The 24,192-nt window shown below is 47.5% G+C and carries 25 protein-coding genes and 1 pseudogene; 10 read left to right on the top strand and 16 right to left on the bottom strand.

Features of this window, described 5'->3' with window-relative positions; translation table 11 throughout:
• Positions 1-74 precede the first annotated feature (74 nt).
• Positions 75-1,421: a sugar porter family MFS transporter gene (locus ACTTK6_RS08440; RefSeq protein WP_462833175.1), complete on the top strand. Its 1,347-nt coding sequence runs from the start codon at positions 75-77 to the stop codon at positions 1,419-1,421.
• A gap of 110 nt (positions 1,422-1,531) precedes the next feature.
• Entirely contained in the window at positions 1,532-2,398 is an 867-nt protein-coding gene (locus ACTTK6_RS08435; RefSeq protein WP_462833174.1) for an MBL fold metallo-hydrolase, read from the top strand.
• 46 nt (positions 2,399-2,444) lie between these two features.
• Here the strand turns inward: ACTTK6_RS08435 and pta are convergent, their stop codons facing one another.
• Positions 2,445-3,449: a phosphate acetyltransferase gene (gene pta / locus ACTTK6_RS08430; RefSeq protein ID WP_079474556.1), complete on the bottom strand. Its 1,005-nt coding sequence runs from the start codon at positions 3,447-3,449 to the stop codon at positions 2,445-2,447.
• Between the two features lie 360 nt (positions 3,450-3,809).
• On the opposite strand from pta, the gene hemQ reads away from it, so the two are divergent.
• Both hemQ and ACTTK6_RS08420 read left to right on the top strand, forming a co-directional pair.
• Positions 3,810-4,559 carry a hydrogen peroxide-dependent heme synthase gene (gene hemQ / locus ACTTK6_RS08425; protein WP_462833173.1) on the top strand — a complete coding sequence of 250 codons (750 nt, stop codon included), beginning with the start codon at positions 3,810-3,812 and terminating at the stop codon, positions 4,557-4,559.
• A 402-nt stretch (positions 4,560-4,961) separates the two neighbouring features.
• On the top strand, positions 4,962-5,567 hold the full coding sequence (locus ACTTK6_RS08420) for a trimeric intracellular cation channel family protein (protein WP_079474554.1): 606 nt from the start codon (positions 4,962-4,964) through the stop codon (positions 5,565-5,567).
• A 139-nt stretch (positions 5,568-5,706) separates the two neighbouring features.
• On the opposite strand, the gene ACTTK6_RS08415 is transcribed toward ACTTK6_RS08420, so the two are convergent.
• The 3 genes from ACTTK6_RS08415 to ACTTK6_RS08405 are packed head-to-tail and all read right to left on the bottom strand — an operon-like array spanning position 5,707 to position 7,984.
• Entirely contained in the window at positions 5,707-6,864 is a 1,158-nt protein-coding gene (locus tag ACTTK6_RS08415; protein WP_462833172.1) for a cation:proton antiporter, read from the bottom strand.
• A gap of 5 nt (positions 6,865-6,869) precedes the next feature.
• On the bottom strand, positions 6,870-7,367 hold the full coding sequence (locus ACTTK6_RS08410) for a cation:proton antiporter regulatory subunit (protein WP_079474552.1): 498 nt from the start codon (positions 7,365-7,367) through the stop codon (positions 6,870-6,872).
• 26 nt (positions 7,368-7,393) lie between these two features.
• On the bottom strand, positions 7,394-7,984 hold the full coding sequence (locus tag ACTTK6_RS08405) for an NADPH-dependent FMN reductase (protein ID WP_462833171.1): 591 nt from the start codon (positions 7,982-7,984) through the stop codon (positions 7,394-7,396).
• Between the two features lie 170 nt (positions 7,985-8,154).
• Here ACTTK6_RS08405 and ACTTK6_RS08400 point away from each other — a divergent pair, with 170 nt between their 5' ends.
• From ACTTK6_RS08400 to adhP, 3 genes are all read left to right on the top strand, one after another.
• Positions 8,155-9,453 (top strand): arsenic transporter, encoded by a 1,299-nt coding sequence (locus tag ACTTK6_RS08400; protein ID WP_462833170.1) that lies wholly within the window; start codon positions 8,155-8,157, stop codon positions 9,451-9,453.
• Between the two features lie 265 nt (positions 9,454-9,718).
• Positions 9,719-10,000, top strand: a complete 282-nt coding sequence (locus tag ACTTK6_RS08395) for a hypothetical protein (RefSeq protein WP_462833169.1) — start codon at positions 9,719-9,721, stop codon at positions 9,998-10,000.
• Between the two features lie 215 nt (positions 10,001-10,215).
• Positions 10,216-11,232 (top strand): alcohol dehydrogenase AdhP, encoded by a 1,017-nt coding sequence (adhP, locus tag ACTTK6_RS08390; RefSeq protein WP_462833168.1) that lies wholly within the window; start codon positions 10,216-10,218, stop codon positions 11,230-11,232.
• An 89-nt stretch (positions 11,233-11,321) separates the two neighbouring features.
• Here adhP and ACTTK6_RS08385 read toward each other — a convergent pair whose 3' ends face one another.
• From ACTTK6_RS08385 to ACTTK6_RS08370, 4 genes are all read right to left on the bottom strand, one after another.
• Entirely contained in the window at positions 11,322-12,701 is a 1,380-nt protein-coding gene (locus ACTTK6_RS08385; RefSeq protein ID WP_462833167.1) for a sigma-54-dependent transcriptional regulator, read from the bottom strand.
• A 270-nt stretch (positions 12,702-12,971) separates the two neighbouring features.
• Positions 12,972-13,778, bottom strand: a complete 807-nt coding sequence (locus ACTTK6_RS08380; protein WP_462833166.1) for a ZIP family metal transporter — start codon at positions 13,776-13,778, stop codon at positions 12,972-12,974.
• A 139-nt stretch (positions 13,779-13,917) separates the two neighbouring features.
• Positions 13,918-14,265 carry a YflT domain-containing protein gene (locus ACTTK6_RS08375; RefSeq protein ID WP_079474545.1) on the bottom strand — a complete coding sequence of 116 codons (348 nt, stop codon included), beginning with the start codon at positions 14,263-14,265 and terminating at the stop codon, positions 13,918-13,920.
• Between the two features lie 88 nt (positions 14,266-14,353).
• Positions 14,354-14,710 (bottom strand): hypothetical protein, encoded by a 357-nt coding sequence (locus ACTTK6_RS08370; RefSeq protein ID WP_462833165.1) that lies wholly within the window; start codon positions 14,708-14,710, stop codon positions 14,354-14,356.
• A gap of 133 nt (positions 14,711-14,843) precedes the next feature.
• Here ACTTK6_RS08370 and ACTTK6_RS08365 point away from each other — a divergent pair, with 133 nt between their 5' ends.
• A complete protein-coding gene (locus ACTTK6_RS08365) occupies positions 14,844-15,788 on the top strand; it encodes an IS30 family transposase (RefSeq protein ID WP_462833164.1) in 945 nt (314 codons plus the stop codon).
• Between the two features lie 590 nt (positions 15,789-16,378).
• Here ACTTK6_RS08365 and ACTTK6_RS08360 read toward each other — a convergent pair.
• Positions 16,379-16,639, bottom strand: coding sequence for a metal-sensitive transcriptional regulator (locus ACTTK6_RS08360; RefSeq protein WP_079474543.1), 261 nt, complete (start codon positions 16,637-16,639; stop codon positions 16,379-16,381).
• A gap of 231 nt (positions 16,640-16,870) precedes the next feature.
• Here ACTTK6_RS08360 and ACTTK6_RS08355 point away from each other — a divergent pair, with 231 nt between their 5' ends.
• A complete protein-coding gene (locus tag ACTTK6_RS08355; protein WP_233133247.1) occupies positions 16,871-17,506 on the top strand; it encodes a class I SAM-dependent methyltransferase in 636 nt (211 codons plus the stop codon).
• Positions 17,507-17,525: 19 nt separating this feature from the next.
• Here ACTTK6_RS08355 and ACTTK6_RS08350 read toward each other — a convergent pair whose 3' ends face one another.
• The 3 genes from ACTTK6_RS08350 to ACTTK6_RS08340 form a co-directional block, all read right to left on the bottom strand.
• Positions 17,526-17,693 (bottom strand): hypothetical protein, encoded by a 168-nt coding sequence (locus ACTTK6_RS08350; RefSeq protein ID WP_158219092.1) that lies wholly within the window; start codon positions 17,691-17,693, stop codon positions 17,526-17,528.
• A gap of 33 nt (positions 17,694-17,726) precedes the next feature.
• Positions 17,727-18,275 (bottom strand): DUF2812 domain-containing protein, encoded by a 549-nt coding sequence (locus ACTTK6_RS08345; protein WP_079474541.1) that lies wholly within the window; start codon positions 18,273-18,275, stop codon positions 17,727-17,729.
• Positions 18,276-18,415: 140 nt separating this feature from the next.
• A complete protein-coding gene (locus tag ACTTK6_RS08340) occupies positions 18,416-18,952 on the bottom strand; it encodes a MarR family winged helix-turn-helix transcriptional regulator (RefSeq protein ID WP_261763954.1) in 537 nt (178 codons plus the stop codon).
• Positions 18,953-19,246: 294 nt separating this feature from the next.
• Between ACTTK6_RS08340 and ACTTK6_RS08335 the strand changes: the two genes are divergently transcribed.
• The gene (locus ACTTK6_RS08335) at positions 19,247-20,830 is read left to right on the top strand and encodes an IS1182 family transposase (RefSeq protein WP_462833163.1); all 1,584 of its coding nucleotides are present in this window, start codon (positions 19,247-19,249) and stop codon (positions 20,828-20,830) included.
• A 32-nt stretch (positions 20,831-20,862) separates the two neighbouring features.
• Here ACTTK6_RS08335 and ACTTK6_RS08330 read toward each other — a convergent pair whose 3' ends face one another.
• From ACTTK6_RS08330 to ACTTK6_RS08315, 4 genes and pseudogenes are all read right to left on the bottom strand, one after another.
• Positions 20,863-21,843 (bottom strand): sodium:calcium antiporter, encoded by a 981-nt coding sequence (locus tag ACTTK6_RS08330; RefSeq protein WP_462833216.1) that lies wholly within the window; start codon positions 21,841-21,843, stop codon positions 20,863-20,865.
• A gap of 265 nt (positions 21,844-22,108) precedes the next feature.
• On the bottom strand, positions 22,109-22,528 hold the full coding sequence (locus ACTTK6_RS08325) for a DnaJ family domain-containing protein (RefSeq protein ID WP_462833162.1): 420 nt from the start codon (positions 22,526-22,528) through the stop codon (positions 22,109-22,111).
• Positions 22,529-22,590: 62 nt separating this feature from the next.
• Entirely contained in the window at positions 22,591-23,658 is a 1,068-nt protein-coding gene (locus ACTTK6_RS08320) for an NAD(P)H-dependent flavin oxidoreductase (protein ID WP_462833161.1), read from the bottom strand.
• Positions 23,659-23,813: 155 nt separating this feature from the next.
• A pseudogene (locus ACTTK6_RS08315) lies at positions 23,814-24,155 on the bottom strand (methyl-accepting chemotaxis protein); the annotation flags it as partial.
• Positions 24,156-24,192 lie beyond the last annotated feature (37 nt).

The following is a 24,192-nucleotide window of genomic DNA, read 5'->3' as shown; positions in this document are numbered from 1 at the left end:
GAATGGAAATGTTTGGGACACCTTCAAACGTGGAAGAATTCTGTCAGGACAAAAAAATTAAAGGTGGGTATATTATGTCTAACGGCTTAAGCAAAGGCTGGATATACTTTTTTGGAGCCCTGGGCGGCTTGCTGTACGGTTATGAAACCGGTGTTATATCCGGCGCTTTGCTTTTCATTAATCAGGACATCCCTCTGTCGAACTTTCTGCAGGGCGTCGTCGTCAGTTCGCTGCTGGCCGGTGCTATTGTAGGGGCCGGCTTGAGCGGCTATGTCTCGGATAAGTTTGGGCGAAGACGGGTTGTATTTGTAATAGCACTCGTATACTTAATTGGTTCATTGACTCTTGCCTTTTCTCCAAACGCTGGTGTACTTATCACCGGGCGTATTATTCTCGGCCTGGCAGTCGGCGGCTCAACTGCGCTGGTACCTGTTTACTTATCGGAAATGGCCCCAACAAGTCAGCGCGGGGCCCTCGCGTCTTTAAACCAGCTGATGATCACGCTTGGTATTCTGCTTGCGTACCTAGTGAACTATGCCTTCACTCCGATTGAAGGCTGGCGCTGGATGGTCGGGCTCGCAGCTGTGCCGGCGATTCTGCTTATGATCGGCGTGCTCTTTATGCCGGAAAGCCCACGTTGGCTTATTAAGCGGGACCGCGAACAGGAAGCCCGAAACGTCATGGGCATGACGCGCGATCAGTCGGAAATTGAAGATGAAATGAAACAAATGAAGGAAATTGAAAACATTGAAGAAGGCACCGGTGACCTCCTGAAAGCAAAATGGCTGCGGCCAATGCTTGTGGTTGGTTGTCTGCTCGCCGCCTTTCAACAATTAATTGGCATTAACTCCGTCATTTACTATGCGCCGACCATTTTTACAGAAGCAGGACTCGGCAATGCCGCATCCATTCTTGGAACAGTCGGTATCGGTACAGTAAACGTACTGATGACGCTTGTAGCAATCGCAACGATCGACAAGCTCGGCCGGAAAAAGCTGCTTTTAATCGGTAACGTTGGCATGGTCGGCAGTCTCGCCATACTATCCATCATCTTATTCAGCGTCGAACTCACTACTTTCGTTGCCTGGCTGATTGTGGTCTTCCTTGGCGTGTTTATCATGTTTTTCTCTGCCACATGGGGACCGGTTGTATGGGTAATGCTTCCAGAACTGTTCCCAATGAAGGCACGCGGAGCGGCGACTGGTATCACGACACTCGTGCTGTCGCTTGCTAACTTGATTGTTTCCTTAACCTTCCCAATTCTATTAGGCGCTATAGGTATCAATTGGGTTTTCGTTATCTTCGCTTTTATGGGCGTTCTTGCGTTCTTATTCGTACTGCGGTTTATTCCGGAAACCAAAGGACGCAGCCTCGAAGATATCGAACAAGATCTTCGCGGAGGAGCTTCCTCCAAAGCGTAATCATATTTTTTAGACGGATGCTCCTGTGGGCATCCGTCTTTTTTGTGGTTTTAATTATACAGGGCACGGAAATACGTATCATACATACTCATTTCTAAAGGAGGAGCATGATGAGCGAAGAAAAGAACGAAAAGCTTTATAATCCAATGGCAGACAAATATCTGCCGATGACATCGGTGAAGAGTGGCAAAGAGCACACTGTGGCTCCGGGGGTTCATGCTTATACAAATAAAATTGTTAATATCTGCACCGTGGAGCAGCATAACAATAACAACAACTGGGTGCTGATTGATACGGGTATGCCTAAATCTTCAGAAAAAGTTATTCAGGCAGTCGAAGACTTATACGGAACAAACAATAAACCAAACGCTATCATTCTAACCCACGGCCATTTTGACCATGTGGGCACCGTGGTGGAGCTCGTTAAAAAATGGGATGTCCCCGTTTACGCCCACCCGGAAGAAATGCCTTATCTGACCGGACAGAAAGCATATCCAAAAGCGGACAGCTCTGTAGACCGCGGACTCGTTGCGAAAATGTCGCCAAGGTTTCCAATTGAACCAATCGATTTAGGAGACGTTGTGCAGCCTCTCCCATCCGATGGTTCCGTCCCATATTTGAATGAATGGAAATGGCTGCACACACCTGGGCACACGCCGGGGCATATTTCATTATTCCGGGAAGAAGACCGGACGCTTATTGCCGGTGACGCTTTTGTTACCGTAAAACAAGAGTCTCTTTCCCGCGTAACAACGCAGAAGCTTGAAATCCACGGCCCGCCAAAATATTTAACGATGGACTGGAGTGCAGCTAAAAAGTCTGTCGAGAAGTTAAACCAGCTCGAGCCGGCAGCTGCCGTTACGGGCCACGGCATGCCAATTCGCGGCAACGCGCTAAGCGATGGACTTCAAAAGCTTGCAGATGACTTTGATAACCTCGCCGTACCGGAAACACAGACGCACGACACCCGGCAATAGCACAAAAAAGCCTTCCGGAGAAAACTTCCGGAAGGTTTCTTTACTTTTATGATCCTTTATTTGCCACTGCTTCACGTTCGGTGATAGCCTGCTTGGCAGTGATCAGGGAAAGCTTATAAACATCGTCTATGCTGCAGCCTCTTGAAAGATCGTTTACCGGCTTGTTCAAGCCCTGGAGAATCGGGCCGATAGCATCATAGCCACCGAGACGCTGGGCGATTTTATAACCAAGATTTCCTGACTCAAGGCTTGGGAAAATAAATATATTCGCCTCGCCGCGGAGCGGAGACTCCGGTGCTTTCTTCTGAGCTACAGCCGGGACAAACGCAGCATCAAACTGGAACTCCCCGTCGATAACAAGGTCTGGACGAGTCTCCTGGGCCGTTTTTGTCGCCTCAGACACCTTCTGGGTTTCCATGGAGGCAGCCGAGCCTTTGGTAGAGAAGCTGAGCATCGCTACTTTTGGATCGATATCAAACGATTTCGCCGTTTCCGCGGTGGAAATAGCAATCTCTGCCAATTCGTCAGCGTTTGGCGATATATTAATAGCGCAGTCTGCGAATACGAATTTCTGGTCTTCTTTCACCATAATGAAGACGCCGGACGTTTTTTGAATACCTGGCTTCGTTTTAATAATTTGAAGCGCCGGACGGACGGTATCTCCAGTAGAGTGGGCGGCCCCGCTGACAAGTCCGTCTGCGAAATCCATATATACGAGCATCGTGCCAAAATAATTGACGTCTGTCAGCTTTTCTTTTGCTGTCCGCTCTGTCTCTTTTCCTTTTCGGCGGGCTACAAAAGCTGCTACAAGCTCGTCCATTTTTTCATACGTTTTTGGATTGAAGATCGTAACGTTATCCAGAGAGACACCTAAATTCGTGGCACGCGTTTCTATTTCCTGTTCATCTCCAATGAGAATAGGTGTGAGGACATTCTCTTCTCCCAAACGCGAAGCTGCCTGAACAACACGGTCGTCGTCTCCTTCCGGCAGTACGATGGAAGGATGCTCTTTTTTCACCTGATCGTAAATGGATGCGAAAAGATCGCTCAACAAAATACCTCCTCAAAATATTGTAAACAAGTGTATATCGTATTGATTTTATTGTAGTAGTTTTTCAGATGTTACGCGAAGCTTTTGAAGCCTGCCTCAAGATTGTCTATTATGAAAATGCCTGTTTCGTTTTCATACATTAGCATACTCCTTCTGCCGTGAAAAATAAACCAAGACGAATAAATTCAATGATTTGTAAATTTTCACACTTTTGACTTCTTTTAATTCCTGGCACAGAGGGCATTAACATTTACCAAAGGCGGCTGCTCCTGTCACAAATTGCTCAATCATATTCGTTTTGGACGCTCGTGTACTATGGTATAGTGGGCAACGGAAGGTTTAGAAGAAGGAGGAATCAAGATGAGCGAAGCTTCTCAAACACTGGACGGCTGGTACTGTCTTCACGACTTCCGCCACTTTAACTGGCATGCATGGAAGCAGGTGCCAAGCGAAGAGCGCAACCAGATGGTCAACGAATTTCATCGTATGATTGAAGGATTCCAAAAGGTCGAAGAGGCTGAAAAAGGAAGCCATGCTTTATATACAATCGTCGGACAAAAAGCTGATTTTGTTATTATGGTGCTTCGTGAAACGATGGAAGAAATTCATGATATTGAACTTGCTTTTGATAAATCCGGGCTGGCAGCTTACACCACCCCTGCCTATTCGTACGTTTCCATTGTGGAGCTTGGAAACTATACGCCACCGGAAGATGACAGTGATCCTCTTGATAACCCGTGGATCCGTGGCCGCATTTATCCTATTTTGCCGAAATGGGAGCATTTCTGTTTCTACCCGATGGATAAAAAACGGGAAGGCGAAGACAACTGGTACTCACTGCCGATTGATAAACGCCGCGAACTAATGAAGGCCCACGGCATGACCGGACGGCAGTATGCTGGAAAAGTAAAACAGATTATTACCGGCTCTACCGGCCTCGATGACTGGGAGTGGGGAGTTACTTTATTTGCTCATGACGCTCTTCAGTTTAAAAAGCTCGTATACGAAATGCGTTTTGATGAAGTTTCTGCCCGTTACGGGGATTTCGGAGCGTTTTATGTCGGAAATATTCTCGAACCCGAAAAGATTCAGTCTTATTTTTCCGTATAATAGAGCAAACCGCCAACAAGCGCATACGCTTGTTGGCGGTTTTTTGTCTCTTGAGAGAATTCATGCAGCTTCTATTTCCCGGGAAATAGTTTAATTCTAAAAGCCTTTCACGCTTCTTCGGACACTGTATTCTTTCTACAATGTCTTCTACCAAATGCATACGGCATGCATACGGCCCGTCCATATTTTTATAAATGTATGCTTCCCTGGCTGCTGAAATATTAACCACCCTTTGGACCATCGAAACAGAAAGGTTCCGGCTCTTTTCACACCAGGTTCCAGGTTGCTATTTTTACAGTTAAAGCTTATAATCATCCTCGGACTAAAAATGTATGTGCCGTCGCTGCCTTTCTGGCGGCGATTTTTATATGAAGACGCATCAGTCGGGAGAGGAGGAGCCGTATGACCTGGGATATGCTGACCGTAATCGGCACCATCGCGTTTTCCATTAGTGGAGCGATTGTCGCAATGGAAGAAGACCTTGATATATTCGGGGTATTATTTTTAGGATTTATTACTGCTTTTGGCGGAGGAGCGATTCGAAATATTTTGATCGGGGTCCCCGTATCCGAGCTTTGGAGCCAGGGATTGTTTTTTCAGGTTTCTTTCTTTTCAATTCTGCTGTTTGTATTGTTTCCAAACATTTTAATGAAGCACTGGCATAGCTGGGGCTCATTTTTTGACGCTATCGGCCTTGCTTCCTTTGCGATGCAGGGGGCCCTCTTCGCTGTGGAAATGGGGCATCCGCTCAGCGCTGTTATCGTGGCAGCAGTACTCACGGGCAGCGGCGGCGGGCTAATTCGCGACGTATTGGCCAACCGAAAGCCAATGGTGCTTCACTCCGAAGTTTACGCGCTTTGGGCACTCGTCGGCGGGCTGTTTATTGGAATGGGCTGGGTTACCGGCGGCTTTGGTCTCTTCTTATTATTCGTGCTGCTCGTTTCCGGACGTGTATGCTCCTACCGTTTTCAATGGAAGCTTCCCCATCGCACTATTCCATCCATGTAGTTCCTCCTGCCGGTCCCCGGCAGGTTTTTTATACCGTACGGGGCTTTAATGGTTATTATAATAATACATAAAGCAGAAGTTAAAAATAGATCCATGAAAAAAGAGGCGCTCTATACAGAGCAGCCCTCCACACTTTCATTTATGCTGTTTTTTTGCTTCTTTTCTTGCCGTAGATGCCTGTAGCAATCTCCGGGGCTTTCTGGAACAAATATACTCCGATGAGAGCGGAAAGAAGAATAAAAATACTACTGAAGGTCCTTAGCGTACCAGTGGCAAGCGCCGCAATAATAATGGAGAATTCTCCGCGCTGAGTTAAAGACAAGCCTGCACGCAGGGCTACTTTGGACGACAGGCCATATAGCTTTCCACCTGCGAAGCCGACGATTATTTTAGCAGCCACCGACCAGGCGAGCAGTACGAGAAGCATTGGAATCATCGGTACTCCTTCCCCCACCTCAATGGTTGTTCCGAAGTAAACGAAAAACATCGGCAGCAGCAGGTCGCGAAAACGCACCACTAACCCTTCGAGCACGTCGCTTCGCTTGACTTCGGCCAGAATAATGCCTGCCAAAAAGGCGCCCAGCACTTCGGACAGATTCAAGTATAGGGCGATACCTCCATATGTGAGCGCAATACCAAATACGAAAAGGAGAAAAAAATCTTCATCCATATAGCGGTCCAAGAATGAACGCAATTTTCGGAAAATAAGTATTCCGAGCAGTACAGCTCCTGCGACTAATATAATAATTTGAACGAAGGTCCATCCCAGCGTGCCGACAGTAACCCCGCTGCCGACAGTCATACTGACAAGCACTGCCACCAGCACCGGCGCAAATAAATCTTCAAAAATAAGAAGGCCAAGGATAAATTCCGACTCCGGACTGGCCATTCGTTTAGAGTTCTCAAGCATTTTAGCTGTAATCGAGGAACTCGTGGCATAGACGACTCCACCTATAATCAATGCTTCAAGCCATCCAAGCTCAAACAAAAGCGCAATACCAGTCGTGACCCCGAAGCTGAGGACAATATCAAGAATACCAGCCCGAAAAACTTTGATGGCAACACGGATAAGCTGACGGACCGGAAATTCCATTCCCAGCATAAAAAACAGCAGGACAATCCCGATCTCCCCTGCAAAATACAACAGATGCGAATCTGCCAGCCAGCTGCTGACGACAATTCCAACCAATAGATAGATAATGACGTCGGGGAACCGCATTTTAAAAGAGAGCCATCCCCCGATAAACAGCACGAGCAGCATCAGCCCCGCAGCAAGCAATTCAGGCATTTCCGGCATAAGAATTATCCTTTCGCCTTACAAACTTCTTCAAAGCGCCCGATAATATCTTTCTTTCCAACCACAAGCAGAGTGTCCCCGGCCTGAATGATAAAATCATCCTCCGGCTTCGGAAGAATATCTTTATCTCTCATGATGCCAACAATAGAAACTCCCTCCGGTATTGAAGTCTGGGCTTCTTCCACCGAGCGTGTATCCATCTGGGAGCCTTTTTTCACTTTAATCCAGTCAACTAACATTTTCTTTCTCAATAAACGGAAGCGCTCAAAGCTTTCTTCATCCACCGGTTCATCGTGAACGCCTAGCAGGCGGGCACCCAGTTCCTTTGCTTCATCGGATGTGAATATAGTGGAAAACAGCGCCTCGTCATCGTCTTCGTCTTCAACGAAATAAATTTCTCTTTTACCGCTGTGGTGTACAATCATGACCGTAGTGATACCGTCCCGGTTTTCAAACGATACTCGTTTTCCTACTCCAGGCAGGTCATGTTCTCTGATTCTCATTTGCCATTCCTCCTGTGCCTTTTCTGTCAGCCGTCAAAACGGCGCATCCAGCTGTCAAACGCCTCCACGAATTTTCGTACGTGCCGCGTTATTTTTTCATCTTCAAGCATACCTGAATCTTTGTTCGTTTTTTTTGCCACTCCTGCCACCAGCATTTTCGGCCCGGGCATCACATAGGCCTCGGCTGCTGTAAGTGTCTGCCGGACCTGGTACTGCGATAACGCCGTGCCGCCACTGCCGGGAGTTGCTCCGGCAAGCGCAAAAGCACGGTGGGTCAGAGCAGAATGGGCAGGTGGACTCGACGCCCAGTCCAGGGCATTTTTTACCACCCCCGGCATCCCATTGTTGTATTCCGGGGTCACGATAATGACTCCATCGGCACGCATCATTGCAAGCTTGAGCTTTACTACGGCTTCAGGGGTCCCCACTTCTTCTACCTCGGCATGATAGAGCGGAATATGATGCAAAAATGCTTCCTCAACTTCCCAATGCTCCGGAAACTCTGCTTTCATCAAATCCAACAGCTTTCGATTATAGGATTCCTTCCGCAGACTCCCGCAGATTACTGTTACGTTCATCTGTTCCCCCGTCATAAACTTCACCGCCTTTACGATCACCTTCTAGCCTCATTATACATTTTTTCTACTCTTTTACTCTAGCAATCATACTTTTTTTAAAAGATTAGAGGCGTGTTTTGACTTCTCGGTTTATTTATATTAGCATATGCTTATATAATAAAATCAATAAACGGAAGCCGCATCGTTTTCGGCCCCGCCTGGAGGTACTTATGGACACCCTATTCGCAATCATTATCTTTCTTATCACACTTGTATTAGTTATTTGGCAGCCGAAAAACTTAAATATTGGCTGGTCAGCCTGTGGAGGCGCAATTGTCGCTCTCATCGCAGGGGTAGTGAGCTTCGGTGACGTTGAAACCGTCATCGGAATCGTATGGAACGCTACCCTCGCCTTTGTTGCTATTATCATTATCAGCCTGATTTTGGACAGGATAGGCTTTTTTGAATGGGCCGCTCTGCATATGGCTAAAATCGCCGGAGGCAGCGGCCTGCGGATGTTTATTTACATAATTCTGCTTGGAGCTGTTGTGGCAGCACTTTTCGCCAACGACGGAGCCGCCCTGATACTAACGCCGATCGTGCTGGCGATGGTCAGAGCGCTCGAGTTCAAAGAACGTATGATTCTTCCGTTTGTCATGGCCAGCGGCTTTATCGCCGATACCGCTTCCCTGCCGCTGATTATCAGCAACCTCGTCAATATTGTTTCCGCCGACTTTTTCGGTATCGGCTTTATTGAATATGCTACCCGGATGATTATCCCGAATTTCTTCTCTATCGGGGCAAGCCTTCTTGTTTTGTACCTTTTTTTCCGAAAAGATCTTCCCGGACGGTATGACGTCAAGAAAGTCAAAAATCCAAAGGACGCGATTCGGGACGTCAAAATGTTCCGGCTTTCCTGGGTGGTGCTCGCGGTCCTTCTCACCGGATACTTCGTCAGCGAGTTTGCAGCGGTCCCCGTTTCTGTTATTGCCGGTGTCGTGGCGTTATTCTTCCTGTTGATGGCCCGCCGCAGTCCAGCCGTTGAAACGGGCAAAGTATTAAAAGGAGCTCCCTGGGATATTGTTTTCTTTTCAGTAGGGATGTACGTCGTCGTTTACGGCCTCCAAAACGCCGGGCTTACCGAGCAGCTAGCGGTCGTGACACAGGCTGCTGCTGATCAGGGATTATTTGTCGGAACACTTTCGATGGGCTTTATTGCCGCTCTCTTGTCCTCTATCATGAATAACATGCCGACAGTGATGATTGACGCTCTGGCTATTTCAGAAACAGCTGTGTCCGGCACGGTACGCGAAGGCCTTATTTACGCCAATGTGATCGGCAGCGACCTAGGGCCAAAGATAACACCAATCGGGTCACTCGCTACTCTGCTGTGGCTTCATGTGCTGCGACAGTTCGGCTTTCATATTTCCTGGGCTTATTACTTTAAAGTCGGTATCATTTTGACCATTCCCACGCTGTTTATTACTCTTGCCGGCCTATACGTATGGCTTTTAGTCATTGGAAACTGAGCGGAAAACGATCGACTATTTCCTGGGAAATATAACGTGTTCTATGTTCGAAATAGGGGCATCCGCCATGTTTCCTGTATGAATTATTTGAATAACAGCGGTTTTGTTGTTACCCTTGGCAGAGTTGCAAATAATAAAGATCCAGCGCCCGGCTCCGCACATTTCATGCTTTGCGGAGAGCAGGGGATGTATTCAGCAGTTTGCAGAACCAGAAAAAAGGTATAGCTATATTCTATACAGGTTTAAAAACAAAGGAGGCTCACCCTTGGAAATTACAAACGGTGCTAAAGCAGTACTAGAACCACTTATGGAAGAAAACAACATGGATCACCTTCGCGTAGCAGTCGAAGAGATGGAAGATTCCTCTCAAATCGGCCTTGTGCTTCAGGATCCGCAGGAAAACGACCAGGTGGTAGAAGCAAACGGCATTAAAGTAGCAGTCGACAACCGGGTTACTGACTTGATGCAGGACGTTACACTCGACACGCAGGAGAACGAAGACGGCGAAACACAGCTCGTGATGGCCGGACTTCCGGAAGCTGAATAATTAAACGCCATCAAGCAGTTCTGCTTTTAAAGCAGAACTGCTTTTTTTCATTTCAACGCTAATTTTTGTCCGATCGGGCCGAAATTTCGGCTTGCTTATTTAACTCTCCTTACCCCGCTACCATTCCAGGCACCTTTTGTAGCGCCTACATTGTTGGCACGCTCCTTGCATATATTTAGGATGCATCCTGCAAAATTACAAGGAGGGGTCCACTCATGAAAGCAGCAGTAGTTAATGAATTTCATCAAAAGCTGGAAATCAAAGATATCCCAGTACCCGAGCTTGATTACGGGGAAGTGCTTGTCAAAATTCATTCCTGCGGGGTCTGCCATACCGATTTGCACGCGGCTCACGGGGACTGGCCGGTTAAACCGAAGCTTCCCCTTGTGCCGGGCCACGAAGGTGTAGGTACTGTAGAAAAAGTCGCGGAAGGAGTCAAATCCATCAAAGCCGGAGACCGCGTCGGCATTCCATGGCTCTACTCTGCATGCGGTGAATGTGAATTCTGCCTGTCCGGAAGAGAAACCCTGTGCCAGCAGCAGTTGAACGCCGGCTATTCCGTGGACGGTGCATATGCGGAATACTGCAAAGCGCCGGCCCACTATGTAACAAAAATTCCGGACAGCCTGGATTTTGATACAGTAGCCCCGCTCTTTTGTGCTGGTGTTACAACCTATAAGGCGCTCAAAGTCTCTGAAGCCAAGCCAGGCAGCTGGGTTGCTATTTTTGGCATCGGCGGCCTCGGGCACGTAGCTGTACAGTACGCAAAAGCTATGGCTTTAAACGTCGTCGCTGTCGACATTCGCGATGACAAACTGGAGCTCGCGAAGGAAATGGGCGCAGATATGACTATTAACAGCATGAACGAAAATCCGGGAAAAGTGTTGATGGAAAAATTAAACGGAGTGGAAGCGGCTATCAGCACAGCTGTCAGCCCCAAAGCGTTTGAACAGGCTTACTCTACGGTCAAAAGGGGCGGAAATTTAGTTATTGTAGGTCTCCCTATGGGAGAGCTTCCCATCCCAATTTTCGATACGGTGTTAAACGCGGTAAATGTGAAGGGCTCCATCGTCGGCACACGCAAAGATCTGCAGGAATGCCTTCAACTAGCAGCCAACGGCAAGATCCGTCCGATTATTGAAACAAAGGAACTGGATGACATTAACAATGTATTTGATTCAATGGAAAAAGGCGACATCAACGGCAGAATTGTACTCAAAATTCAGGACTGAGTACCTGACAGATTTATGAAACACTTACACACGGCTTAACCCGGGCGGGCTCCTCTTCCCGCCGGGTTTTGCCCATTATGCTGCCACAGTTATTCATTCAGCCAGTAGCGCAACTTTCGTGTATTTACCCCGAGTATCTCCGCAGCCTCCCGGCGATTTCCACGCGTAATCATTAAAGCATGGTCGATAATATCCTGAACACTTCTCTTTTCTTCATTTCGTATATTTTCGATAATGCTTTCAAGCGATAAATAGTTTTCCTCTTCAAGCTCCTGCTTTTTCTCCTTGAGCCATTCCCTGGATACAATATGATTCTGTGCAGCAGTCCTCCTGACCGGGGCCCTCATATTTATATGCCGGCGCTCAATTTTTCCGTCTGCCTCCGCAGCCGCTCTCACTAATACGTTTGTCAGCTCACGAATATTACCCGGCCAGCAGTGAGCCTGCAGCGTTTCCAAAGCTTTTTCACTAAGGACTGCATCTTCTGAAATTTCCTTATGAAGGATCAAACGGCTAATCTCGGGGATATCTTCCTTACGCTCCCGCAACGGGGGCATTGTCAGACGCACGACATCAAGCCGGTACAGCAGATCCTCACGAAAGTTTTCAGCTAATGCAGCAAGGTGTAAATCCTGGTTTGTAGCAGCGATAATGCGGGCTTGGGTTTTGATCGGACGCTCCCCGCCTACCCGGTAAAATTCTTTCGATTCAAGCACCCGCAGCAGCTTCACCTGGGTTGATAAGGATGCTTCGCCAATTTCATCGAGTAAAAGCGTACCCTCTGAAGCCATTTCAAAATACCCCTTCCTCATTTTTTGCGCTCCAGTAAACGCTCCTGCTTCATGACCGAATAGCTCACTTTCAAGTATCTGCTCTGGCAGGGCGCCGAGGTTCACCCCAAGAAACGGGCGCTCCTTGAGACCGGAAAGCTCATGAATGAAGCGAGCAGCCACCTCTTTTCCAGTCCCCGTTTCCCCATCGATTAGGATCGTCAGTGGCTTCTGCGCAAAGCGCGCAGCCAGCTGGATGACCTTCTGCATTGCTTCACTTGTTCCCATTATCATACCACTTTGTGCGGCCGCCTGTTCAATTTGGTCATCGGCTTCAAGGTTCTGCTTCGGCTGCTGTAATTTTTCTTCAATAATGCTGATGTCTTCAAACGGTTTTTCAATATAGTCCTCGGCTCCAAGCTTGACCGCTTCTACAGCTGTGTCAATCGTACTGTAATCCGTCATGACAATGCAACGGCAGGAAGGCTGAGTCTGTTTCAGGTCTGCGAGCAGCTTCAATCCATTCGTGTCAGGCAGCTTTAAGTCGATAAATGCCAGTTCATACAAATGGTTCTGGCCGCGCAGGCGTTCGTATTCTTTTCCATCATGGGCAAGGTCAATATGATGGCCCTGCTCTACAAGCAGGTAACGGAAAAACGTGCCGATATCGTAGTCGTCGTCAATTACTAATATTTTCATGTTTGCCCCCTTTTTCTAACGGCAGCTTCAACTGGAAAATAACCTCTTTGCTTTATTAACACCGCATTCAGTACTTTCTTTCCAGCAGGGAGAAAAAGAGCAGGTTTTGTACAATCCGGTCCCTTTCCCTCGTAATCTTCAATCTTTCCTCCGTTATTGAGACCGCTTACTAAATATGTATTTATTATCGCTCAGCCCCAGCGATTGTGCAAAGACTTCCCACGTCTTTAAGTACAAATAAAAAAGCACAGAGCGCCCCTGTGCTCTGTGCTATCCTAAAGCTACATCCAGCACCATCATAACGCTGAACCCGATCATCAGGCTGAAAGTAGCCAGCCGTATGTTCCCCTTTTCCTGCGAACCCGGAATAACTTCCTTCGCCACGACAAATATCATTGCACCCGCTGCAAAACTGAGAGCAAATGGCAGCAGCGGCTGAATTATGATTACAGCAGCAGCACCAATCACTGCAGCCACCGGTTCCACAAAACCAGACAGCTGTCCATAAAAGAAGCTTTTCTTTTTCGATACTCCGTCCCGCCGCAGCGGCATCGAGACTGCAGTGCCTTCCGGAAAGTTCTGAATACCGATGCCAAGAGCAAGAGCTACGGCTCCCGCAAGCGTTGAGCTGCTGAATTCTGAGGCCAGTGCCCCGAACGCAACACCTACAGCCAAACCTTCAGGAATGTTGTGCAGCGTAATCGAAAAAACAAGCATTGTCGTCCGGTGCTTGGCGTACTTATCTTTTATCTCTGTAAAATACGTACCCTCGTTCATCATCGGGATGACTCTATCCAACAAAAGAAGAAACACGCCGCCAAGCAAAAAACCAACAACAGCCGGTAAAAAAGGTATCTGTCCCTGCTCTTCTGCCATATCAATGCCTGGAGAAAGCAGCGACCAGAAACTTGCAGCAATCATAACCCCTCCGGCAAATGCCAGCAAGCTGTCCATCAGCTTCTGGTTATTTCTATTCGTAAAAAACACTACTGCAGCCCCCGCCGCGGTCATGCCCCAAGTAAACAAAGAGCCGATTAATGCCTGTAGTGTAGGATGCAGCTCCGCAAACCATTCCATAATACAATCTCCTTTTTGCTCTATTAAAAAAAGTTTCCCTAAGGAAAATCTAACATTATTCTATTCCTTGAAATGGAAGCTTGTCAATTTATAAACGGAAAGCCGCCCCTGGTACAGGAAGCGACTTCGTTTATTGCTATTAAATAATCGTGTTGACGCCTTCGGTATCTGTCACGATAAGAAGAATTTTCCCCTCATCGAGTTCATCCTCATATTCGTGGGCTTCTTCCTGTGATAAACCAATTTCCTGTAATTTGTTGCGAAGCTCATCACCTTTTTTGCTGAACATATTTCCTACTGCGTTTTTTAATCCTTCTTCTTTCATTCCGACGGTATTGGCATTCGCATTTTCTGCGATACGTCCGGTACGATCGTTATCATGGGTCATAACGTACACGTTCTTTTTATCGATACCCTTTTCAGCCAGACGCTGAACGTCCTGCTGCAGTGCTTCATCATTGGTATATTCTCTAACAAATGGTTTCATAAAAGCCTCCTTTTGCTGCTTACTGCTATTGTTAATAAACAATTCTGGCTTTATTTAAACCGGCTGCCGTTAAACTCTTACTTTTCACCTATAGAGCGTGCGGTTCCATATAGTCCAAAAACTTTGTTTCAAATAAGTGGACATTATAATTAACCAGGCCTACCACCGTTTTTGTAATAAAGGAATCTTCATTGGCCTGGCCCGGCTCATAGTTTGATTTAATAATGCCATATTCTTTAAATGTGTCATTATGAATGTTTTTCAAATCCTCCCTGGCTTTTTCCAGGTCTTTCACAGTGTAAGTCACCTGTGATCCTGCTTCGCAACAGTCCGGAAACCTTCCCCGGAGTAGCTCTGCCGAACGTTCCATAATGTTCAGAATGATTTCTGATTTGTGTCTCTGCGATTTCATCGTTTCAGGCTGCATTTGCTCAATGTCTTTCATATGGTGCTTTTCCTGGATAATTATATCATCCCTTGAATTGTAATATTAAGCGCAACACGTAAAAAATAAAAAACACCCATGGTATCCCTGGGTAAAATGAAAGTACCACCAAACACTCACACGGAGGGATACCATGAGCTACTCTCATCTTACCATGATCGAACGCGGACAACTAGAGGCTCTGACGAGCCTTCACTGGTCCATCCGGCGAATTGCGGCTTTTCTGGGCCGACATCCATCGACTATCTCCCGGGAACGCCGGCGCCAGGCATCCTCCGATACCTATCAGGCCGCTCAGGCGCAGGAAGCTTATCATCAACGGCGGAAAGCCTGTGGGCGAAGAGGCAAAGCGACGCCCGAGCTGCTTCAAGCCATTACTCATCATCTCCATGCCACCTGGTCGCCCGAACAAATCGCCCGGTACGCCCCGGAGGTTACGGTGGGATGCGGGACGATCTATCGATGGCTGTATCAGGGGTTATTGGCGAAGGGAGACCTGCGCTGCCTCCGCCAGAAAGGCAAACGGAAGAAGGTACGGGAAACCCGTGGCCGTTTCACGGTCGGCCGGCGTATCGAGGAACGCCCCGCCGCGGTCGAGACCCGGCAAACCTTTGGCCACTGGGAAATGGATACCATTGTTTCCTCCCGTGGAAAAAGCAAGGGCTGCCTGGTGACGCTCACCGAACGCAAAAGCCGGTACCTGTTAGCTGCTCCCATGCCGGACCGGCGGTCCGGGACCGTAGCCACTGCCGTGGAAACGCTGATGGACCAGTATCCCCGTGGTGTCTTTGAAAGCATAACGGTGGATCGGGGCAAAGAATTCGCCTGTTTTCCCGCCCTCGAAGCCCGGGGCGTGCCCGTCTATTTCGCCGACCCCTATGCCGCCTGGCAGCGGGGAACCAATGAAAATGCCAACGGCCTTCTGCGGGAATTTTTCCCGAAGGGTATGGATTTAGCCCGCCTCAGCCGGCAGGAAGTGGACTACGTCACCGGACTGATTCATCGGCGCCCCAGAAATTGTTTACATGGGAAGACCACGGAAAATGTGTTTCATGAAGAAGTGTTGCGCTTAAATTGACAATCTAAGATCCAAAAAAAGAATAATTGCATGAATCTTGTCGGAAATAAATACTACTTCCTGGTCCTCTCTCTGCATTATGAAGCCACCTTTATTAGATTTTAGTTAACCTGTGCCTGTTGCTCTAAAATCTATACCCTTTTTATCCTTTTATCATACGGTGAATTTTATAATGTCTCCGTCCATTTGCAATACTTAATAAACGAGGCTTGTCATTACATTTCGGTTTCAAAGGCTTCCCCGCCGACAGTTTTAAAACGTCACAATTTTATCCTAAGGCAGGGATAGTGTTCCACGTGAAACAGCTGTGTGTAGAAAATCAACTACTCTCAGCTGAGCAGTTGATTTTTTGCACTATGGCTGAAATATTAAAACGTCAAAAAACAACCTTTGGCAAAAACAAGTGTTCACGAAGATCAGGAACGTATGCCATACTAAAAAACCGCGCTCTTCTATGAAGAGCACGGCTGCGCGGGTTGTTGCAATTAAACAGGCTGTTTTATTTTTTGCTAGCTGCCGGTCTTTTCTTTGCCGGTCTATTTTTATGGCTTAGCCTTTACTTTCCCTACATACACATTATATAAATATATTTACCTGCTTTTAACCAATAGATTGACAGCTTCCTGAATCAGCTCTTCGCTGTCTTCTCCTTTCTCTATCTGCTCACGAACGCATTCTTCCAGATTTGTGCTTACTACAAGGCCAATCGTGCGGTCAAGCGCTGTGCGCGCAGCATTCATCTGGGAAACGAGCTCCTTGCAATCCTTTTCTTCTTCCATCATGCGCAGAATGCCCCGGACCTGGCCTTCCACCCGTTTTACCCGGTTTTTCATCTGATCATTGTATTCCATCAAAACTTCCTCCTTTCAAATAGATTATTTATATGTCTGTCATTTATCTTTTCATTACCCTAAGGGGTATATAAAAAATATAAACGCCACTGCTGAATTTGTCAAACATATGTATAAATACAACAGCCCACGCACAGCCGTTAGCCTTTAAAATGTTTTCGATCCTTGCAATCCCCTTCTTTCTTTCTATATGATAAAAGAATAAGACTATACAGATAGCGGTGACTGAGCGTGTTAGAAGACACAGGAGAACGAATCATCCCTTCAAAAATGAAACCGACCAATGGTATGCTGCTCGAACATATGGCCCGTTATTATTTTGCCATGCCTTATGCCAGGGGGCGTTTGCTCGATATTGCCTGCGGGGTCGGCTACGGAGCCCAAATGACGGCGAAAGGAAAAAAACGCGAAGTGGGTCATGTTCTCGGCGTCGATATTGATGCTGAGGCAATCACATTTGCCCAAAAACACTATTATCATCCCCAGCTTTCCTTTCAGACCGGAGATGCACTTGACGAAAATCTTCCAGCACGAATAGGTACATTTGACACCATTGTTTCTTTCGAAACCATTGAACACGTGCCTGATGACCATACCTTTATGAAACGCATGTATGCCCTGCTCCGGCCTGGAGGTACGCTCGTCGTTTCTACGCCATTCGGCCGGGGAAGAGACAGACCCAGCAATTCTCCTTTTCACTACCACCAGTTAACCCTGGAGGAATGGAAAGAACTTTTAACCGATAAAGCCTGGCCCTGGCAGGAGTTGCAGCTTTATTACCAGCAGGGCGTCGCTTTCGAACGGTCCGCTCGTCCGGGTGTCCACTATCCTTTTGGCGTCGCTGTATGCATTAAACCGGAGAAATAAACACAGCAAGATCCCGTGCCTATTCCGGCCGGGATCTTTTTCTAAGCTCATTTCTTTCACGCAGTATCGCCAGTTCTGTTACGAGCTTCTTCTGGTCTTCATATGAAATATTTCCTTCAAGCAATGATTGAATTTCTTCCAGTCTTTCCCTGTCCTCTTCGTTTAAATAGCGAAGCTCTTCTTCCATGAAGGTCGTCCTTTCATGTGCAGGATAAAATATTTATTCTGGGCGGATACTGATAATCTGTTTGGCCTGACTGATGATGGTAAGCGTCCGGAGCCACCGGACCACTGTAAAGGCTACTATCCCCGTGAACAGTGAAAGCATAAAAAAGGCAAAATTCACCGCCATGCCCGGCAGGTTCAAATCAGTTATTACCAGGAGTAAAAAGATTATAAACAAAAGAACACTGATGGCAGCCATAATCCCCCACCGTCGGCACTTTTTCCGGTATTCCTCTAAAAAGTAAAGCGTCCAATGGTCCTGAAAGGAAGAAGCGTCTTTTTCCCCTTCGAATATGTGAAGAACTGGAGAAGAGCAAAGAAGCGTCCACTCATCTTCAGAAATTTTTCGCAGTCCCTGATAGTCTTTCGACATAATGAACTGGTATTCCTTTTCTTCTTCTCTTACTTCTGACAACGAATACCCGAGCAGAGAGCAGTCCTGGACCTGCCATCCTTTTTGACGCTGCTCCTTCAAACGGCTTTTTTCTTTGTCATAAGTAGTGAAAGGCATAAAAGAAAATAAAAATTTGGTTTCTCTTCGCAAGTAACTATACACCTCCTGTATATGAAATACACACAGTTGGAATTTAATAAGATAAAAACGATGAAGGGCAGATTAGCGCCGGGGAAGATCATAAGATTGAACGAAGTATATATCTTTATGCTACCATGAGCTATCTGCAGTCACAAATACTCTACCTGCCGCCGACTTCGGTTCAGGCGTTCTCCGCTGCTTTTCCCATAAGCCTCAGAAGTCTTTCTTTTTCTTCCTTTGTAAACTCTTTTGTCATAATTTCTGTCCATTCCTGCATTGTTTCCACGACTTCTTTTTCTATTCTCCAGGCCGCACCAGTAAGAAAAAGGGTCTTTTCTCTCCGATCTGAAACGCTGTCTTTTCGGTAAAGATACCTTTTTTTCAAGTCTTTTTATTGCGCGCGTGACGGTGGCTTTGTCCATCACTATCTGCCTTGTGATATACTCCTGCGATACATTTCCCTGTTCATACAGCGTTAAAAGTACAAGCCCTTCTGTATTCCCTAAACCAAAATGATTGAACCGTTTATCGATATACTGGTGAGTAAAACGCTGAATAATGGCAGCCCATTTGCCAACAGAATAAATTGTTATGCTATCTCTTCTCCTCCGAAACTGTACGGCCCTGGAAAGCTTTAAACAGAAAAACAAACGCTGCTGCGACCGCTGTGATTCCTGAAAAGGCATAAATAAATTGATTGGGGCCGAGCGGTCTACCCGCCAAACGACCGATAGCATTCAGCACAAGCGGAGACAAAAACTGCCCAAAATACATAAAGCTTTGCACTGTTTTCCTTTGGCCAGCGCATTAATAATTAGTTGCACGCGCAATTAATGTGCCTGTCTATACTTCTCCAGCATAAAAAGGGGCTGTCCCAAAAATAGGACAGCCCCTTTTTCTGTGCGCAAATAAAGAAAGAAATCATCCTTCGATGATATGGTTAAGTCACCACAACCTCCATACGACAAGGATGATTTCTTATGTTTACCGATGATAACACACAGCGCTTTCCGATACCAACGAGCCTGGAACCCATGATCCCCGAAGGGGATCTGGTGCGGATCGTCAACGACACCATTGATCGGCTGTCCGAGCGGTTTTGGGGTCCCCAGGCTTCTTCGGTGGGACGGCCGGCTTATCCGCCTCCAACCATGACCAAAATTGTCATCTATGCCTATGCCCGGGAGTGGTATTCGGCCCGGGTGATCGAACAGGCCCTGCAGGAAAACCTCCGCATGGCGTGGCTGGCCGGGGGTCGAACGCCCAACTTCCGAACCATTAACCGATTTCGCTCCGAACAGATGCAGGGGTGCATCGCTCCGCTGTTCCATCATGTGGTCCAGGAACTGCTCGATGAGCAGTTGATTACCGGGGAGCATTATTTTCTGGACGGCACCAAGATCGAGGCGGAGGCCAACCGGTATACGTTTGTATGGCGCAAATCCACCGTCCGGTATGAACAGCGGCTGCAGGAGCAATTAACTGCGCTCTGGCAGGAGCTGACGCCATTCCTGTCCCTGCCCGACGGGCAGGAACGGATCGACGCTGACACCCTTCGGACGGTGGCGGTCCAGATGGCCGGGCACCAGCAGGAGGCCGAACAGCGTAAGACCGATGCGTCATCTCCCGGCGAGCGCCGGGAAGCCAAATCCGCGTTTCAGTGGTGGCGGAAGCGGCATCGCCAGATCGAACGGGATTATCTGCCGCGTCTGGTCAAATATGAGCGGTACCTGGCGACCTTCGACGGGCGGAACAGCTTTTCGAAAACCGATCCGGATGCCACTTTTATGCGGATGAAAGACGACCACATGGGTAACGGCCAACTGAAACCGGGGTACAATATCCAGATCGGCACGGAAAACCAGTACATTGTTGGCTATACGGTGCACCCCAACCCGACGGATACCCGGTGTTTGTATCCGCATCTAACGATGCTGGACGAGCGACCCCTGCCGTTTCCGGGTCAAATCATTGCCGATGCCGGGTATGGCAGTGAACCCAACTACCTCACCCTGATCGAGGAAGGCCTTCCGTTTTTGATTCCGTATCCCCGCATGCGCCAGGAGCGGACCCGTGCCTTTCAGCGGGCCATTCATCCGGTGCAGAACTGGACCTATGACGAACAGGACGACCTGTACTGGTGCCCGAATCACCGAAAAGTGCGGTTTCAAGCCTATGAGCGGCGTACCGACCGCTATGGATACCAGCGGGATCTCAAACGGTATGAAAGTGAAGACTGCACGGACTGTCCGTTGAAACCCCAATGCACCACCGCAGAGGGCAACCGGCAGGTTCGCATCAACCCGGTATATGAAGAGGGCAAGGCGATCGCCCGCCGGGCGTTAACGAGTGATCAAGGAGCATCCACCTATGCCCGGCGCAAGATCGAAGCCGAAAGTGTTTTTGGGCACTTGAAAGCGAACCGCCGCTTTCGCCGGTTTGCCCTCCGGGGCACCGCCAAGGTGACCACGGAATTTGGATTGTTAGCCGTCGCTCACAATCTACGAAAAAAAGCGGAAACCACGAAAAAAGAAGCCGGAGAACCATCTCCAGCTTCCGTTTAAAAGAGCTATCATTCGATTTTTGGGACATCCCCTTACGCACTCTCGTTATAAAATAAAATAGAAGCAATCATAATCATATAGCCAGTCACTACCACTAGCGAAGGGAGCATGTAGGTAAACGCATTTCTGGTCCGGTCCCTTTTCACAATGATCATTACGAGCCCCGTGAGTACGAACCCGGCTACAGCCACCACCGTGGTCTGGTTGCTCGTATCCACCCAAATACTCCCGCCGCGGTAAAAGGCGTCTCCGATCGCTGTTACGAGTACGTTGAAAATATTGCTTCCAAGAATCGTACCAATCGCCATATTCACATTGGCAAGCCTCAGCGCTACAAATACGCTAACAGCATCCGGCAGGGAAGAGGCAGTTGCGACCAGAATACTGCCGACCGCTGTAGCGCTTATTCCCGTAGTAGTCGACATAATGTCTCCGAATATAGACAGAGTGCTTCCGGAAATAAAAATAATCACAGCAAACGTGATAAATTTAATAATAGTTCGCCGGATGTTTACATTTTGATCCGGCGAAGCTGTTTTTTCCTCTTCAGCAGTATCGTTCTGCTTTTGGGATATATAAAACATGCCGCCGAGGTAAATAATAACTACCAGTAAGCTGATAACACTTACGCCAAAATAGGAAAGCGGGTAGTGAAGTATTAGGCCGCCGGCCGTCACTACGCAGAGCAAAAGCGCAATGATGGCTGTATAAAGATGATCATCTGATACTTTAAGAAATAACCGTTTGTTTCGAAAGTAAATATCCAGTAAAAACAAAAAGAAAATATTAAAAATAATACTTCCAAGTCCGTTCCCTACTGCGATATCGGCGTTGCCAATCACACTAGCCGAGATCGTCGCGGTTAATTCAGGAAGAGACGTTGCAACGGCCAGAAGGATAGTACCCGCAAGCAGACCGCCAATTTTCGTATTTCTGCTGATAATATCTGCATAGCCTGACAATTTCACAGCTGAAAACACTGAGACTGCAGCAGAAAGTATAAATGCAACGATTGATAAAGTAGCAGTAATAAAGCATTGACTCCTTCCATCTATTTACAAATCACAGCTTCGAACTTTTAATATTAAAGAACTCCTTCCCGTTTTACCCTCTCGAATATGATAGTAACCTTCATTCTCTTATTCTCAGGAGGCACTACAGGATGTTTAAATATTTAAAATAGTAAAAAGCTTTTATCCCTGCAATGACTCCAAACGAAAAATATTATAAACATCTCCGAGGTTGCACGCGAAACTATCACATGGTTTCCAGGCCAGCCTAACGCCAATTCTCATATTGGTCCTGGATACTGTCTATTTCTATTAAACAGCGCTGCAGACCCGGCGTTGGGCAAAGCTGGTTATAACGACGAATTTTTTTATTTATTTTGCTGATTTCTTTTTTTATACGGTGTTCAGAGGCCTTTTTATACAACTGCTGGTTCAATACTTTCTCGAGCTCTTCCCGTATTTCCCGCTGAAGCCGAACCCACGAAGGCACAAATCCATTTCGCTTTAAAAGCGTATCAAAGGTGTCGCTCTGCAGATATTCTTTCGAAAGCGGCTTCCCACGTCCCTGCAGGTTGTCAAAACCGCCTTTTTTTTCGTGCTCCCGGATTAATTCACCAATCGGGTCGCGGTACGTTAGTCCTTCTTTTTCATCAGCCAGCTTCTCATTATATTCCTTCGATAATGCCATCTGTTCTGCTCCTTTATTCTAATGATAATTTTATTTTAACAAACAGAGCGCAGAGAGTCCTTCTAGAGACTTTCCCAGGCTTCTTCCGCCTCTTCCATAAGACGCTTAATCATGGCAGCTGCCGGCTCCTGTACACTAAGGCGTGTTCCTTGGCCGCTCCACAGAGACATAAATGCAGACTCGTTTTGCCTGGCCGCTTCCCGGCGAATTGGCTGGGTAAGCATGTTCTGGACTGGATACGGTGGCCATTTGTGATCAAACGCTTCCATCCACGCCATCATTTTATTCGTTATTCCCCTGGCCGGCTTGCCGCTGAATATAGTAGTAATGGCAGTGTCAGTTTCTTTACTCGTTAATACAGCCTGCTGGTGGGCGGGCGGGGCACCGCTTTCCCTGCTTGTTAAAAACGCAGTGCCCATCTGCACGGCTTCCGCGCCCAGAGCATGCGCAGCCAGAACACCACGACCATCCATAATCCCCCCAGCTGCAATAACTGGAATATCGACTTTATCTACGACCTGCGGTACCAGGGCCATGGTTCCTACCATCGCTTTCTCAAACGATTCTGCAAAGGTACCCCGATGTCCGCCTGCTTCACTTCCCTGGGCCACCACTGCGTCCATTCCTGCCTGCTCATTCCGGGCAGCTTCCTCCACGGAGGTGGCGGTGCCGATCAAAAAGACGCCGTGGGCTTTCAGCCGCTTCATTTGTTCAGGAGAAGGAAGCCCAAAGGTAAAGCTGCAGATTTCAATTTTTTCTTCTATAACAACTTCGAGCTGTTCTTCAAAAAAAGAGGGCAGCTTTTCGGGCACTGGTGCAGAGTCTAAATTTAACTTTTTATGAATCAGGGAGAGCTTTTCATTGGCTTTCTGCACATCTCCAGGAACCACTTCCGGGGTTTCCGGCACAAAAACGTTCACCGCAAACGCACCCTCTGTCTGCTTTTTAACACGTTGGATGGCAGAACGAAGATTCTCCGCGTGCATATACCCGGCTCCTATAGTTCCAAGTCCGCCAGCTTTTGTGACTTCTGCTACTAACTCCGGGGTAGTGATCCCGCCTGCCATCCCGGCTTGAATAATGGGTTTTTCAATTCGAAGACGCATAAGTAATTCAGGACGTGCCGCCATGTATGCTCTCTCCTTTATGACAATGTTTTATACAATTAATTGGAAATGTATTTATTATATCACGACACCAGACACGCCTGAATCTTTTGAATCGAGCCTAAAGTTTCATTATGCATTTTTCGAACAAAAAACAGGGGGCATAAGCTCGCTGCTTTTTACAAAATATTCTGAAATTGTTTTGCCCGTTCTTCCAGGCTCCTCGCTGCTGTGCCAATGTGTTCAAATTCTTCCACAGCCTGTTTGATGTGCTCCTGGCTGTTTTCCATCCCCTTCTGGGAACGGAGCGTGCCTTCGCTTATTTTACTTACTTCCCCGGTGATGCCCTCGACGTGCCCGTTTACCTCCTGGATAGAGGAATGGGCCCTCGTCGCCAGTTTCCGTACTTCATCTGCCACCACTGTAAACCCCCGGCCATGTTCCCCGGCCCGTGCTGCTTCAATGGCCGCATTTAAAGCTAACAAATTCGTCTGGTCTGCTATCTCACGAATCGTTTTTACGATGCCGCGTATAGAATCTGCCTGCTGTTCCAATGAT

Source organism: Marinococcus salis (genome assembly GCF_054971365.1).
This window is presented reverse-complemented; position numbering and strand designations above follow the sequence as displayed.